Annotated in this window: 16 protein-coding genes; 9 read left to right on the forward strand and 7 right to left on the reverse strand. The window is 72.6% G+C overall.

Going from position 1 to position 13,582, the window contains the following annotated elements:
• Window positions 1–69 precede the first annotated feature (69 nt).
• Entirely contained in the window at window positions 70–1,005 is a 936-nt protein-coding gene (locus ACFPYL_RS05620; protein ID WP_379151440.1) for an AraC family transcriptional regulator, read from the reverse strand.
• Window positions 1,006–1,091: 86 nt separating this feature from the next.
• Between ACFPYL_RS05620 and ACFPYL_RS05625 the strand changes: the two genes are divergently transcribed.
• A complete protein-coding gene (locus ACFPYL_RS05625) occupies window positions 1,092–1,547 on the forward strand; it encodes an anthrone oxygenase family protein (RefSeq protein WP_379151443.1) in 456 nt (151 codons plus the stop codon).
• Here the strand turns inward: ACFPYL_RS05625 and ACFPYL_RS05630 are convergent.
• The gene (locus tag ACFPYL_RS05630; RefSeq protein ID WP_379151446.1) at window positions 1,536–2,009 is read right to left on the reverse strand and encodes an RrF2 family transcriptional regulator; all 474 of its coding nucleotides are present in this window, start codon (window positions 2,007–2,009) and stop codon (window positions 1,536–1,538) included. The two genes, ACFPYL_RS05625 and ACFPYL_RS05630, sit on opposite strands and share 12 nt — an antisense overlap.
• A 97-nt stretch (window positions 2,010–2,106) precedes the next feature.
• Between ACFPYL_RS05630 and ACFPYL_RS05635 the strand changes: the two genes are divergently transcribed.
• Together ACFPYL_RS05635 and ACFPYL_RS05640 are read left to right on the forward strand one after the other, a co-directional pair.
• Window positions 2,107–2,832: an SDR family oxidoreductase gene (locus ACFPYL_RS05635; protein ID WP_379151449.1), complete on the forward strand. Its 726-nt coding sequence runs from the start codon at window positions 2,107–2,109 to the stop codon at window positions 2,830–2,832.
• 29 nt (window positions 2,833–2,861) lie between these two features.
• Complete coding sequence (locus ACFPYL_RS05640; RefSeq protein ID WP_379151452.1) at window positions 2,862–3,059, forward strand: hypothetical protein; 198 nt, start codon at window positions 2,862–2,864, stop codon at window positions 3,057–3,059.
• Between the two features lie 7 nt (window positions 3,060–3,066).
• Here ACFPYL_RS05640 and ACFPYL_RS05645 read toward each other — a convergent pair whose 3' ends face one another.
• From ACFPYL_RS05645 to ACFPYL_RS05655, 3 genes are read right to left on the reverse strand one after another with little or no spacing between them, the layout of a single operon-like run.
• Window positions 3,067–3,381: a hypothetical protein gene (locus tag ACFPYL_RS05645; RefSeq protein ID WP_379151455.1), complete on the reverse strand. Its 315-nt coding sequence runs from the start codon at window positions 3,379–3,381 to the stop codon at window positions 3,067–3,069.
• A 29-nt stretch (window positions 3,382–3,410) separates the two neighbouring features.
• Window positions 3,411–3,710 carry a hypothetical protein gene (locus ACFPYL_RS05650; RefSeq protein WP_379151457.1) on the reverse strand — a complete coding sequence of 100 codons (300 nt, stop codon included), beginning with the start codon at window positions 3,708–3,710 and terminating at the stop codon, window positions 3,411–3,413.
• Entirely contained in the window at window positions 3,707–4,933 is a 1,227-nt protein-coding gene (locus ACFPYL_RS05655) for a glucose-1-phosphate adenylyltransferase family protein (protein ID WP_379151460.1), read from the reverse strand. The genes ACFPYL_RS05650 and ACFPYL_RS05655 overlap by 4 nt, the downstream gene beginning before the upstream one ends.
• Before the next feature lie 69 nt (window positions 4,934–5,002).
• On the opposite strand from ACFPYL_RS05655, the gene ACFPYL_RS05660 reads away from it, so the two are divergent.
• Genes ACFPYL_RS05660 through ACFPYL_RS05675 form a run of 4 tightly spaced genes read left to right on the forward strand, consistent with a single transcriptional unit; the run spans window position 5,003 to window position 8,449 of the window.
• Window positions 5,003–6,478, forward strand: coding sequence for an ABC transporter substrate-binding protein/permease (locus ACFPYL_RS05660; protein WP_379151463.1), 1,476 nt, complete (start codon window positions 5,003–5,005; stop codon window positions 6,476–6,478).
• Complete coding sequence (locus tag ACFPYL_RS05665) at window positions 6,475–7,239, forward strand: amino acid ABC transporter ATP-binding protein (RefSeq protein WP_379151466.1); 765 nt, start codon at window positions 6,475–6,477, stop codon at window positions 7,237–7,239. Before ACFPYL_RS05660 ends, ACFPYL_RS05665 begins: the two co-directional genes overlap by 4 nt.
• Complete coding sequence (locus ACFPYL_RS05670) at window positions 7,236–7,838, forward strand: hypothetical protein (protein WP_379151469.1); 603 nt, start codon at window positions 7,236–7,238, stop codon at window positions 7,836–7,838. The genes ACFPYL_RS05665 and ACFPYL_RS05670 overlap by 4 nt, the downstream gene beginning before the upstream one ends.
• The gene (locus tag ACFPYL_RS05675; RefSeq protein ID WP_379151471.1) at window positions 7,835–8,449 is read left to right on the forward strand and encodes a DUF1684 domain-containing protein; all 615 of its coding nucleotides are present in this window, start codon (window positions 7,835–7,837) and stop codon (window positions 8,447–8,449) included. The genes ACFPYL_RS05670 and ACFPYL_RS05675 overlap by 4 nt, the downstream gene beginning before the upstream one ends.
• A gap of 6 nt (window positions 8,450–8,455) precedes the next feature.
• On the opposite strand, the gene ACFPYL_RS05680 is transcribed toward ACFPYL_RS05675, so the two are convergent.
• Window positions 8,456–8,641, reverse strand: a complete 186-nt coding sequence (locus tag ACFPYL_RS05680; protein ID WP_379151474.1) for a hypothetical protein — start codon at window positions 8,639–8,641, stop codon at window positions 8,456–8,458.
• Between the two features lie 78 nt (window positions 8,642–8,719).
• On the opposite strand from ACFPYL_RS05680, the gene ACFPYL_RS05685 reads away from it, so the two are divergent.
• Together ACFPYL_RS05685 and ACFPYL_RS05690 are read left to right on the forward strand one after the other, a co-directional pair.
• Window positions 8,720–9,535 (forward strand): SRPBCC family protein, encoded by an 816-nt coding sequence (locus tag ACFPYL_RS05685; protein WP_379151477.1) that lies wholly within the window; start codon window positions 8,720–8,722, stop codon window positions 9,533–9,535.
• Window positions 9,536–9,573: 38 nt separating this feature from the next.
• Window positions 9,574–11,940 carry an ATP-binding cassette domain-containing protein gene (locus ACFPYL_RS05690; RefSeq protein ID WP_449289703.1) on the forward strand — a complete coding sequence of 789 codons (2,367 nt, stop codon included), beginning with the start codon at window positions 9,574–9,576 and terminating at the stop codon, window positions 11,938–11,940.
• A gap of 340 nt (window positions 11,941–12,280) precedes the next feature.
• On the opposite strand, the gene ACFPYL_RS05695 is transcribed toward ACFPYL_RS05690, so the two are convergent.
• The gene (locus tag ACFPYL_RS05695; RefSeq protein ID WP_379151482.1) at window positions 12,281–13,564 is read right to left on the reverse strand and encodes an MFS transporter; all 1,284 of its coding nucleotides are present in this window, start codon (window positions 13,562–13,564) and stop codon (window positions 12,281–12,283) included.
• Window positions 13,565–13,582 lie beyond the last annotated feature (18 nt).

A 13,582-nucleotide genomic window follows, 5' to 3' on the forward strand; every position in this document is an offset into this window, starting at 1 on the left:
CGCTTGGCGCCCGAGTCGGGTCGTGATGCCGCGCGTGAGGTGTGGCGCTCGCTCAGCATCACAACTCAGCTAGGCCACCAGCGCGCGGTGGTCGCGCGGGCTCACGCCGTACGCCCGCTTGAAGGCGGTGCTGAGCGCGAACGGCGTGGAGTAGCCGACCTGGTGGGCGACGGCGGCCAGGGTGGCGGACGGGTCGCGGAGCAGGTCGGCGGCGAGCGCGAGGCGCCAGCCGGTCAGGAACGTCATCGGCGGCTCGCCGACGACGTCGGTGAAGCGACGCGCGAAGGCGGCCCGCGAGACCCCGCCCGCGGCGGCGAGCTCCGCGACTGTCCAGGGGTGCTCGGGGTGGTGCTGCATCAGGCGCAGGGCCGGGCCGACGACGGGGTCGGACTGGCCGACGTACCAGGCCGGCGGGTCGGCGTCGGGCCGCGCGAACCACGCGCGCAGCACCGCGATCAGCAGCAGGTCGAGCAGGCGGTCGAGGACGGCGTCCTGCCCGGGCTCGTCCCGGACGATCTCGGACGCGAGCAGGGCCACCAGCGGTGAGCCGAGCTCGCGCTCGCTCAGCACGACGAACCGCGGCAGTGCCCGCAGCAGCCGCCTGCTGACCTCGCCCTCGAAGAGGTAGGCGCCGGTGAGCATCACGGTCTCGCCGACTGCGCTGTTGCCCCAGCTGCGCACGCCCTGGTGCATCTCCTCCTCGAGCGACTGCCCGTCGAGCGTGGTGCAGTGCTGGCCGGGGTGGATGACGACCTGCGGCGCGGTCGCGACCTCGTCGGCGATCGTCCAGTGGTCCGGACCGAGCGCGACCACGACGTCGCCCGCCTCGAGCCGGAAGGGCTCGCCGCCGTCGGGCAGCGCCCACAGCCCACCGCGCACGACGGCGGTCAGCGACAGCGGCGACTCGTCCTCCAGCCGCACCGACCACGGCGGGTCCATCAGGCACCGGAGCAGGAACGCACCCCGCGCACGGGGTCCGTCGAGAAGCGCAGCGAGGCCGTCCATGGTCCGACGGTACGATGAGACGCTCGCGTATGGAAGAGCGCCGTACGGCGATGGATCGTCTCACCGATCCGCGGTGTGCTGGCCCCATGACCGATCTCCTCGAGACCCTCCGCTCCCCCGTCCTCCTCGCTGCCACCGTCGCCGCCGGGCTGCAGGCCGGCACCTACTACGTGTGGGCCTGCGGGGTGATGCCCGGGCTCGCGAGGACCGACGACCGCACGTTCACCTCGTCGCTCAACCACATGAACGTCGCGATCGTGAACCCGGTCTTCATGCTGACCTTCCTCGGAGCGCCGGCCCTCGCCGCGCTGGCGATCGTCACCACGAGCGGCCCGGCGCGCACCTGGGCGATCGCCGGCGCCGCCCTCGCCGTCGCGACGGTGATCGTGACCGGCGTCGGCAACATCCCGCTGAACGACGCGCTCGCGGCGGGCGGCTCCCGCGCCGACTTCGAGACGCTGTGGGTGCGGTGGAACGTCGTCCGCACCCTCACCTCGACCGCGGCGCTGGGCTGCCTGTCCTGGGCGGCGCTACGTGGCTAGCCACTCCCGCACGCGGTCAAAGGTCCCGGGACCGGCGTCGTCCTCGACACCGGCGGCGAGGTCGGCGACGGTGACCGCCGTGAGCGAGTCACGCCAGGCCTGCTCGGCCGCGTGCATCGCGCGGGCCACTCCGCACGCCTTCCTGCAGGCCTGCGGGCTCGCGGGCAGCGGGCCGTTCTGCCGGATCTCGGTGCAGCGGAAGGCCTGCTCGCGACCCTCGATCGCGAGCACGACGTCGAGGACGGTGATCTCGTCGGCCGGCCGGGTGAGCGCGTAGCCGCCGACCCGACCCTCGGTCGACCTCACCAGCCCGGCCCGCGAGAGCTGCTGGAGGTGCTTCGCGAGGTACGTGCGGGAGATGCCGTGGAACTCGGCGAGCCGCTGCGCCGGCACCGGCGCCTCCGCCTGGCTGAGCACGACGCAGCAGTGCACGGCCCACTCGACGCCTCCGGACAGCTTCATGGCGCCATCGTACCGAATTCGTGGATGACAACTGTCCGCGTTCTGTGCTCTAATCGTGGATATCAACTATCCGCGTTAATCGACACAGGAGAACGTCATGAAGATCGCCGTCGCGGGAGCCACCGGCCGGATCGGCTCCCAGCTCACCGCCCTCGCTCGCAAGGAGGGCCACGAGGTCGTCGAGATCGCCCGCGAGACCGGCTTCGACCTGCTCTCGCCGGACTCCGGCCTCGAGGCCGCGCTGGCCGGCGTCGAGGCCGTGGTCGACGTGACCGCGTGCCCGCTGGACCAGGCGGCCATCTTCTTCCCGACGGTCGCGCGCAACATCGGCAGCGCCGCGTCGGCGGCGGGCGTACGCCGTACGGTCGTGCTCTCGATCGTCGGCGTCGACCGCAGCCCCGACTACGACTACTACGTCGCCAAGCTCGCGCAGGAGACGGCGTACCGCGGGACCGCGCCGGGCGTGGTCGTGCTGCGCGCGACGCAGTTCCTCGACTTCGCGCAGCAGATGCTGGAGTGGAACACCCAGGACGGCGTCGCCCACATCATCGACGTACCCACCCAGCCCGTGGCCACCGGCGAGATCGTCGAGGTGCTCTTCGAGATCGCGACCGGCGTCATCGAGGGTGACACCGACCTCGCCGGCCCCCAGCGGGTCAACCTCGTCGACCAGGTCCGCCGGCTCGTCGAGCGCACCGGGCAGGATGTCCGGGTCGAGGCCGTCGAGGCACCCGCCAGCCTCACCGCCGGCTCGATGCTCCCCGGCGATGGCGCCCTGGTGCGGGGCCAGGGCTGGGACGAGTGGCTGGAGGCTCAGGCCTGAGGCGCTCGCCGGGCGGGTACGGATGCCGCATGTACCAGGACAGCAAGCCCTGCGAGGTCTGCGGCGCCCCGGTGGAGCTCCGGGCCCGCACCGAGCCCGAGACCGATGACCAGGGACGGGTCGGTCCCGCCGACGGGGTGGTCGGCGGCGGCGACCCGACGGTGGACCAGCGCGTCTGCACCGATGCCGACTGCCCCACACACGCGCCGGACGGCCCCGCGGCCTGACCCAGTGTCAGAGGTCGAGTCCGCGCACCCACCGCTCGCCGGGGTCGCCGCCCCAGGCGTCCCACGCCACCCGACCCGGGGGCGGATAGCCCTCCGTCCCGCGCTTGAACCCGCTGGCGTCCTTGTCGACCGTGTGCCGCGCGAAGTAGGCCCTCATCTTCTTCGCGTCGGCCCGGCTGACCTCGTCCCCGTCGGCGAGCTGGTGGGCGCGCCGACGACCGACGTCGGTGAAGTTCCGACCGGCCTTCCCGTCGTCGATCCACCGCACCGCGCGCTGCGCCGCCTGCTGCACGCCCTTCGGGGGCGAGAACCCGTCCGTCATGGGGGGCCAGTGCCCGGAAGCCGCCCGGCTCAGTCCCCGTCCGGCAGCGGTACGTCGGCGCTCCACCGGAGCTCGCGCTCGCGGTCGGGCTGGTCCCACCACGGGGTGCCGCGCTCGCCGAGCGCGACCTTGGCCGCCTGCACCCCGGCGCGAGACCTCTGCTCCTCGGCCGATCCCTTCGTACGCCGTACCTCCCGGCGCCACGCCATCAGGGCCCGGGTCAGCTCCGCGCGCCGCTGGTCGGGGATCGCCGGGTCACTCGCCCGCCACCGGCGACCGTCGATCACCAGGTAGCGGCCGTCGGGAGTGGGCTCGGGCGGACGGCTCACGCGGTGGTCCCGGGCTCCAGCCGGGCGCCCGCCTCGACGCGCACGTCCGGCCCCACCGTGGACCGCAGCCCGACCAGCGTGATCGCGTCGGAGTCGTCGGGGTCGGCGTCCGGCGACCCGACGACCGCACCGGCGCCGACCACGCAGTCCTGGTCGACGACCGTCCAGCTGACCCTCGCCCCCGACTCGATGCGCGTGTCGCGGAAGACGACGCTGTCGCGGACGACCGCGCGCTCCTCGACCACGACGCCGGGCCCGATCACGCTGCGGGTCACGGTGCCGGCCACGCGAGACCCCGGGCTGAGCAGGCTGTCGACGACACTGGCGCCGTCGAGGACCCGAGCGGCAGCGCGCTGCTGCTGGTGGCTGAGGATCGGCCAGTCGGGGTCGTTCAGGACGTCGAGGTCGTCGGTGAGGACGTCGTGGTGCGCCGCGACGTACTTGTGCGGCTGGCCGAGGTCCTTCCAGTAGCCGGGCATCGCGTGGACGAAGGTGCGACCGCGCTCGACCAGCCGCGGCACCAGGTGCTCGCCGTAGTCGCCCAGGCCGCTGTCGCCGGCGGGCGCCTCGGCGCCCAGCTCGCGGTGCAGCTCCTCGAGCAGCGGCACCAGGACGTCCGGGTCGTAGACGAAGATCTCGGTGGCCACGGTCCCGGTGGCCGGGTCGTCGGGCTTGTAGGCGAAGTCGGTCACCCGGCCGTCGTCGTCGGCGGCCACGGTCGCGTGGTCGCCAGCCTCCTCGACCGGGATCTCGGTCGTGACGATCGTGCACTCCGCGGCCGTACGTCGGTGGGTCTCGACCGCCGCCATCACGTCGAAGCGGTAGACGTGGTCGGCGCTGAGCACCACGAGCTCGGTGGGGCCGTCGGCCGCGACCTGGTCGCGGAACCGGTAGAGCTCGTCGGCGTTGCCCTGCGCGAACCCCTCCTCGTCGGTCCCGCCGGTGCCCTCCTGCGGCATCAGCAGCCGGAGTCCGCCGCGGTTGCGGTCGAGGTCCCAGGGTCGGCCGTTCGACACCCCCTCACCCAGGGAGGCGCCCTGGAACTGCACCGAGAGCCAGATGTCGGTGATCCCGCTGTTGGCGAGGTTGGAGAGCGGGAAGTCGACCAGCTGGTAGACACCGGCGAACGGCAGCGACGGCTTCGCCCGCTCCCGGGTCAGGACGTCCATCCGCCCGCCGGCGCCACCGGCTTGGACGAGGGCGAGCACATGGGGACGGGTCACCCCCGTCCAGTGCCCGACCGGGTCCTGACACACACGTTCAGTCCTGGCGCAGTGGGGTAGGAAGGGCAGGTGCCCCTCCCCCGGATCCGCGCGCTCCTCACCCTGGCGGTGCTGGCCTGCGCCGTGGTGCTCGGCGTACCGACCGCCGCGCACGCGGACGAGGAACGGGTGATCAAGGTCGGGACGGAGGGCGTCTACCCGCCCTTCAGCTACCGCGACCCGGACACCAACGAGCTGACCGGCTTCGACATCGAGGTGATGAAGGCGGTCGGTGAGGCGGCGGGCTGGAAGGTCGAGTTCGTCGAGGCGCCGTTCGACTCGCTCTTCCCCGCGCTCGACTCCAAGCGCATCGACGTCATCGCCAACCAGGTGACGATCAACCCGGAGCGCAAGGCGCGCTACCTCTTCAGCACGCCCTACACCTACTCGCACGGTGTGATCGTCACCGCGAAGGACACCGACGACATCACCTCGCTCGACGACCTCAAGGGGCGTACGACGGCGCAGACCGCCAGCAGCAACTGGGCACAGGTCGCCAAGGACGCCGGCGCGAAGGTCCAGTACGTGCAGGACTTCGGCCCTGGCGTCGAGCTGCTGATCCAGGGCCGGGTCGACGCGATCGTCAACGACAACATCGCGGTGCTCGACTACCTCGCGACGTCGGGGACCGACCAGGTGAAGATCGCAGGTGACGCCGGCGACGAGATCCTCGAGCAGGCACTGGCGTTCCGCAAGAGCGACCCCCAGCTGCAGCAGGAGGCCGACGCCGCGATCAAGAAGCTCACCGACGACGGGACGCTCGCCAAGATCTCCGACGACTACTTCGGCGCCGACGTCACCGTGAAGGGCGGCTCGAAGGACGTCGACGTGAAGGCCTCGGACTCGCGGACCACGTGGGAGGTCGTCCAGGACACCGCCTGGCCGATGTTCGTCGGGCTGGTGAAGGGCAACATCCCGCTGACGATCGTCAGCTTCATCATCGGCCTGGCGCTCGCGATCGCCGCGGCGCTGGCCCGCCTGTCGTCGATCAAGGTCCTCGACTGGATCGCCCGCGCGTACATCTCGATCATCCGCGGCACCCCGCTGCTGGTGCAGCTCTTCATCGTCTTCTTCGGCCTGCCGGCGATCGGCGTCGACCTCGATCCCTATCCCGCGGCGATCCTCGCGCTCAGCCTCAACGTGGGCGGGTACGCCGCGGAGGTCGTGCGCGCGGCGATCCTGTCGGTGCCGCGCGGGCAGTACGAGGCGGCGACCGTGATCGGCATGGACTACGGGCAGTCGATGCGGCGGATCATCCTGCCGCAGGCGGCGCGGATCGCCGTACCGCCGCTGGGCAACACGCTGCTGTCGCTGATCAAGGACACCGCGCTGGCGTCGCTGGTGCTGGTGCCCGAGCTCTTCCGGGAGGCGCAGGTGACGGCGGCCGCGACCACGGAGTACCTCCCGCTCTTCGTGATGGCGGCCCTGTACTTCTGGGTGGTCTGCTACCTCGTCAGCCTGGCGCAGGGTCCACTCGAGCGACGACTGAGCAGGTATGCCACATGAGCGACCTGATCGAGGTCAGCGGGCTGACCAAGTCGTTCGGCGACACCGTGGTGCTCCAGGGCGTCGACTTCACCGCCGAGTCCGGCACCGTGTCGGTGCTGCTCGGGCCGTCCGGCTCGGGCAAGACCACCATCCTCCGCTCGATGAACGTGCTGGAGACGCCGGACGCCGGCCTGGTCCGGATCGCCGACGCCTCGATCGACTTCGGGTCGCCGCCGACCGGCAAGGCGGCGTACCGCCGCGCGGTCAAGGCGCTGCGCGCACGCAGCGGCATGGTCTTCCAGTCGCACCACCTCTTCCCGCACAAGACCGTGCTCGGCAACCTGGTCGAGGGGCCGGTGCAGGTGCAGGGCCGCCCGGTCGAGGAGGCCACGGCCGACGCCCGGATGTTGCTCGAGCAGGTGGGTCTCGCCGGCCGTGAGGACGCCTACCCGGGCGAGCTCTCCGGCGGGCAGCAGCAGCGCGTCGGCATCGCCCGTGCGCTGGCCCTGCGACCCGAGGTGCTGCTGCTCGACGAGCCGACGTCGGCCCTCGACCCCGAGCTCGTCGGCGAGGTGCTCGCCGTCATCCGCGACCTGGCCGCCGAGAACTGGACGCTCGTCATCGTCACCCACGAGGTCCGCTTCGCCCAGGACGTCGCCGACCAGGTGCTCTTCCTCGACGGCGGCGTCGTCGCCGAGCGCGGCGGCACCGAGGTGCTCACCGATCCGCAGGAGGAGCGGACCCGTCGCTTCCTCGCCCGGATGCTGGACGACCGATGATCGCCCGGGTCGCCGTGCTGGCCGCGCTGGCTGTGCTGATCGCCGGTTGCGACTCCGACGACGACTCGACCGGGTCCGCCGGCGACGTCCCCATCACCGCGCCCGGCCTGGCGTACGTCGCCGCCGACCACGTCGGCCGGCCCGATGTCGCCGGCGTGGACGAGCTCGACTGGTTCGACGCGTTCGCCGACGACGCGGTGGCCGTGGACCTGCGCTACCACCCGACCAAGAACTACCCCGGCGACTCCGTCACCGTCACCCTCGGGACGCTCCGGGTGCCGGACCTGCTCGACTGCGACGCCACGGTCGGGATGTACACGCAGGGCTGCGCGGAGACGCCGGACGGCACGCTGCGCTGGAACCTCGACGACCCCGAGGAGGATCCGGGCGGGGTGTTCGTCCTGGTCCCGAAGAGCGACGGCCAGACGGTCCTCGTCACCTTCAACGGCCCCCGCATCCACCGCGATCCGCGCAAGGTCGACCTGCCGGTCTCCGTCGACACCGTCTTCGAGATCGCCAACGACCCGCGCCTCGACGTCACCACCAGCGAGCACGTCGAGAACAACGGCATCGAGCTGCCCTACCAGGCCGCCGGATGAGCGCCGCCACCTCCGTGGACGTGATCGACTGGCGCCGCCGCGTCTTCGCGCTGTACGCCGAGGTGCGCGCCGCCGCCTCGCCGGCCGACGGTCACGCGCTCTGGCGCCAGGGCCGCGACGACCTCTTCGCCCACCACCCCGCGAGCCCGCTCCTGCCCGATGACCGGGCATCGTTCACCGGGCTGGACGTCGCGCCGTACGACCCCGCCTGGCGCTTCGAGGTCCCCGTCGAGCCCGCGGACCCGACCCCGTGGGAGGTGCAGACCGGCACCGACGGCGTCGTCCCCTTCGAGCGCCTCGGCACCGTCACCCTCCCCGGCCTCGGCACCCTCGACCTCTGGCGGCTCACGTCGTACGGCGGCGGCCTCTTCCTCCCCCTCCGCGACGGCAGCAGCGGCCGACCCGGCGGCAGCTACGGCGGCGGCCGCTACCTCCTCGACACCATCAAGGGCGCCGACCTCGGCGGCACCCCCGACCGCCTCGTCGTCGACCTCAACTTCGCCTACGCCCCGTCCTGCGCCTACGACCCCGCCTGGGCCTGCCCGCTGGCGCCAGCGGGGAACCGGGTCGACGATGAGGTTCCGGTCGGCGAGCGGCAGCCCAGCGCCTGAGGCGGATCAGACCACCGCGAGCAGCAGCGCCACCGCGAGCACGACCACCCCGAGAGCGACCAGGGCCAGGTGGACCAGCTTGACGGTGCGCACGTCGCGAGCCGCCCGGTTCAACGCCGCGGCTGTCGCAGGATCCTGCAGGTCGGGTTCGGGACGGTCGTCCTCGTCGTCCCAGCGGTGGTGCAGTCGCACACCGCCAGTGTCGCTCACGAGCCAAGGCGCCGGACTCGTCGGGCCTACGCGGTTGGAGGACCCTGACAGGCTCGGGAGATGTTGGTCGAAGCCTCGGGGCCCGCGCATCCCGACACCGTCTGGGCGCGGTTCACCAGCCCGTCGCAGTGGCCGTCGTGGGCCCCGCAGATCCGGGACGTGGAGTCCGCCGACGCCGAGCTGCGGGTGGGCGGGACCGGCCGGGTGCACGGGCCAGGCCCGCTCGCCGTCGACTACGAGGTCGTCGAGGTCGACGCCGACCAGCGGGCCTGGTCGTGGGAGGTGGCGGTCGGCCCGGCACGGGTGCGGATGCGCCACTGCGTGCTGCCGACCTCGGGTGGCGGCAGCCGAGCGATCCTGCAGGTGCACGGTCCGGCGGCCGTTCCCGCGCAGGCCTACCGACCACTCGCGCGCGCCGCACTGCGCCGCCTGGTCGCCGACCCCTCGCCCGGCCCCGGGGTGGCCGAGCCGGTCTCGACCACCGAGGTGGTCCGCGAGTTCGAGTTCGCCTTCGCGCCGGCGTACGCCGCGGCCGCCCGGCCGTTCGGCGTCAGTCCGGCGTCGACGTCGGTGGAGGTCGGCCCGCACTGGCTCTACGTCCGCTACGGGCCGTGGAAGCTGCTGACCCCGCGTGCCAACGTCGTCGGCGCGCAGGTCACCGGCGGCTTCGGCTTCGTCAGGACCGCCGGACCCGCACACCTGTCGTTGAGCGACCGCGGCGTGACGATGGCCAGCAACGGGGATCGGGCGCTCTGCCTGGAGTTCGCCGAGCCGGTGACCGCCATCGACACCACCGGCGTCGTACGGCACCCCGGGGCGACCCTCACGGTCGCCGACCCCGAAGGGCTGGCTGCGGCGCTCGGCGTGGGTGCCTGATCACGTTGCCATCCCGCCCGGCTGGGTACGGGGCGGGCGTGACCACTGACGCGACCGACCACTTCGTCCGCGTCCGCGGCGCCAGCGAGCACAATCTCCGCAGCGTGGACGTCGACATCCCGCGCGACGCGATGGTCGCGTTCACCGGCGTGTCCGGTTCGGGCAAGTCGTCGTTGGCGTTCGGCACGCTGTACGCCGAGGCGCAGCGTCGCTACTTCGAGTCGGTCGCGCCGTACGCACGCCGGCTGCTCCAGCAGGTCGGGGCTCCCCACGTCCAGGAGATCACCGGGCTGCCGCCGGCGGTGGCCCTGCAGCAGCGCCGCGGCGCGGCGACCTCCCGGTCGTCGGTGGGCACCATCACCACGCTCTCCAACCTGCTGCGGATCCTCTACTCCCGGGCCGGCGACTACCCCCGCGGTGCGGAGCACCTCGCGGCCGAGGCGTTCTCGCCGAACACCGTCGCCGGCGCCTGCCCCCGCTGCCACGGACTCGGGGTCGTGCACGACGTGACCGAGGAGCTGCTCGTCCCCGACCCGTCGCTCAGCATCCGCGACGGCGCCATCGCGGCGTGGCCGGGAGCGTGGCAGGGCGCCAACCTGCGCAGCATCGTCACCGGCCTCGGCATCGACATCGACCGGCCCTGGCGCAAGCTCCGCAAGAAGGACCGGGACTGGCTGCTCTTCACCGACGAGCAGCCCTCCGTCCTCATCCAGCCCGAGCGGGACCGCATCGACTACGGCTACTACGGGAAGTTCTGGAGCGCCCGCAAGCACGTCATGCACGTGCTGGCCGACTCCAAGAGCGAGCGGATGCGCGAGCGGGCGCTGCGGTTCGTCGAGGACGCGCCGTGCCCCGAGTGCCACGGCAGCGGGCTGCGGCCGGAGGCGCTCGCGGTGCGCTTCGCGGGTCACTCGATCGCCGAGGTCAACGAGCTCCCCTTCACCGAGGTCGTCGAGCTGCTGCGACCGGTCGCCGAGAGCCCCGACGAGGACAACGAGGTCGCCGTCCGCATCTGCGCCGACCTGGTCGCGCGCGTGGGGGTGCTCCTCGACCTGGGCCTCGGCTACCTCAGCCTCGGGCGGAGCTCGACGACGCTGTCGCCCGGCGAGACCCAGCGGCTGCGGATCGCGACCCAGCTGCGCTCGGGCCTCTTCGGCGTCGTCTACGTCCTCGACGAGCCCTCCGCCGGCCTGCACCCGGCCGACGCGGCGCCGCTGCTCGACGTGCTGGACCGGCTCAAGGCGTCCGGCAACTCGCTCTTCGTCGTGGAGCACGACCTCGACGTCGTACGCCGCGCCGACTGGGTCGTCGACATCGGTCCCGGCGCCGGCGAGGCCGGCGGGCGGGTGCTCTACAGCGGCCCGGTGGCGGGGCTCGAGGACGTGGCCGAGTCGGCGACCAGCGCCCACCTCTTCGGTCGCGCGGAGCGGCTGGAGCACGAGGTACGCACGCCTCAGGGGTGGCTCGGGCTGCGCGGGGTCTCCCGCCACAACCTGCAGGACCTCGCGGTCGACGTCCCCCTCTGCGTACTGACGGCCGCGACCGGGGTCTCCGGCTCCGGCAAGTCGACGCTGGTCAGCCAGGTGCTCGCTGAGGACCCGGTCGCCGCCGAGTCCTTCGACCGGCTGGTGCTCGTCGACCAGCGGCCGATCGGCCGCACGCCGCGATCCAACCTCGCGACGTACACCGGGCTCTTCGACTCCGTCCGCAAGCTCTACGCCGCCACCGACGAGGCGCAGTCGCGGGGGTACGGCGTCGGGCGGTTCTCCTTCAACGTCGCCGAGGGCCGGTGCGAGACCTGCCAGGGCGAGGGGTTCGTCGCCGTCGAGCTGCTGTTCCTGCCCGGCACCTACGCCCCGTGCCCGACCTGCCAAGGCGCGCGCTACAACGCGGAGACCCTCGAGATCACCTACCGCGGCCGCAACATCGCCGAGGTCCTCGACCTGTCCGTCGACGACGCCGCCGACTTCCTCGCCGACGTGCCGGCGGCGGCGCGGAGCCTCCAGACGCTGCGCGACGTCGGGCTCGGCTACCTCGGCCTGGGGCAGCCGGCGACCGAGCTGAGCGGCGGCGAGGCGCAGCGCATCAAGCTCGCCACCGAGCTCCAACGGGCCCGGCGCGGCCACACGCTCTACCTGCTCGACGAGCCGACCTCGGGGCTGCACCCGGCGGACACCGCGCTCCTGCTGCGCCAGCTGCACCGGCTCGTCGACGCCGGCAACACGGTGGTCCTCGTCGAGCACGACCTCGACGCGATCGCCACCGCCGACTGGGTCATCGATCTCGGGCCGGGCGGCGGCGACGCGGGCGGCCAGGTGGTCGCGACGGGTACCCCCGCCGAGGTCGCGAGGGCCGAGGGGAGCGCGACCGCGCCGTACCTCGCGCGGCGGCTCCGGCGGCCCTGACCGCGCGACCTTCTCCCGGCCGCCTGGCGTACGGCGCCCTTGCTCCCGACCGCCCAGCTGTCAGAGGGTGCCGCGTGTGTGCGTCAGTCCGCCCAGGATGCAGCGGCTTCTCGTAGAAGTGTGGACTGATGCCCCGCAGGGACCGGGCAGTGAGCGCGGCCGCACTCGAGGCAGAGCGCTTAGGTCCGCAGTTCTACGACGAAGCGGCCGTGTGCGCGATACGGCGCCGGTGCGCCAGCAACCGAATGCCGTCCGATTCCGGGCGGATGTGGTTGCCTGCTCACCGCCCGGTCGATCGACACCACCGGTAGGAGCATTCCACCGCCAATGACGAGGCCGCTCAGCCCTCGCCGGCCGCCTGGCGTACGGCGCGCTCGGCGATCGCGTGCTCGTCGGTGCGGGCGTCGTAGGTCCAGAAGTCGCGCAGCCAGGCGGCGGTGATGCCGACGCCGGCGACGCAGGCGAGGCCGCCGGAGACGACGGCTCCGCGGACGGACCAGAGGTCGGCGGTGACGCCGCCGCGGACCTGGCCGGCGAGCGGGCCGACGGAGTAGGAGAGCATCTCGATGCCGGCGAGGCGACCGCGCATCGACTCGGGGATCGTCTGGCTCCACACGGTCGAGCGGAAGATGCCGGAGATCATGTCGAAGCCGCAGGCGAGGGCGAGGAAGAGCGCGACCAGCCAGATGTTCGGCATCAGGCCGGCCAGCGCCACCATCGCACCGAAGCCGGCGGCCGCGAGCACGATCGCGCGGCCGTGGTGGTGCACGCGGGCGGTCCATCCGCTCAGCGCGGTCGCGGCCATCGCGCCGACCACCTCGGACGTGTAGAGCATGCCGAGCAGCTGGGGCTGGCCGAAGACCTGGTCCGCGATCGCGGGGAAGAGCACGACGGGCGCGGCGAACATCATCGCGACGATGTCGACGAAGTAGGTGCCGAGCAGGTCGCGCCGCCGGAACGCGTAGACCATGCCCTCCTTGATCCCGGCCAGGCTCGGCGGGGTCGTCTGCTCGCGGTGCGGGTAGGAGCGCATCAGCAGGTAGAGGTACGACGCGATCACCAGCGCGCAGGCGTCGATGACGAAGCACCAGCCGATGCCGACGTACGCCGCCAGCAGGCCGCCGACGGCCGGACCGGCGAGCAGGCCGATCTGGATGCCGAACGACGAGAGCGCGTTGGCGGCGGGCAGCTGGTCGTGGGTGACGGTGCGCGGCAGCAGCGCCTCACGCGACGGCCGCTGCAGCGCGGAGCAGGACGCGAGGGCGACGGAGACCGCGAAGATCACCCAGACGTCGGGGTCGTCGCGGAAGGCGTTCGCGGCCAGGACCGCGGTGAAGACCGCCTGCCCGAGGCCGGTGCCGATCAGCAGCTTGCGGCGGTCGACGTGGTCGGCCAGCGCGCCGCCGTACAGGCCGAAGACGACGATCGGGGCGAGCTCGACCAGGCCGATCGCGCCGACGGCGAAGTTGGAGCCGGTGAGCTTGTAGACCTGGAACGGGATGGCGACATAGCTGACCATCGCGCCGAAGTAGAAGACCGACCCGGCGAGGAAGAGCAGCCGGAAGTCGCGGGACGCACGCAGCGGCGTGGTGTCCATGCGCAGGGCTCGGAGACGGTCGATCACAAGGGAGGATCGTCCCTC

This window comes from Nocardioides hankookensis, assembly GCF_042658885.1.
Lineage (GTDB): Bacteria > Actinomycetota > Actinomycetes > Propionibacteriales > Nocardioidaceae > Nocardioides > Nocardioides hankookensis.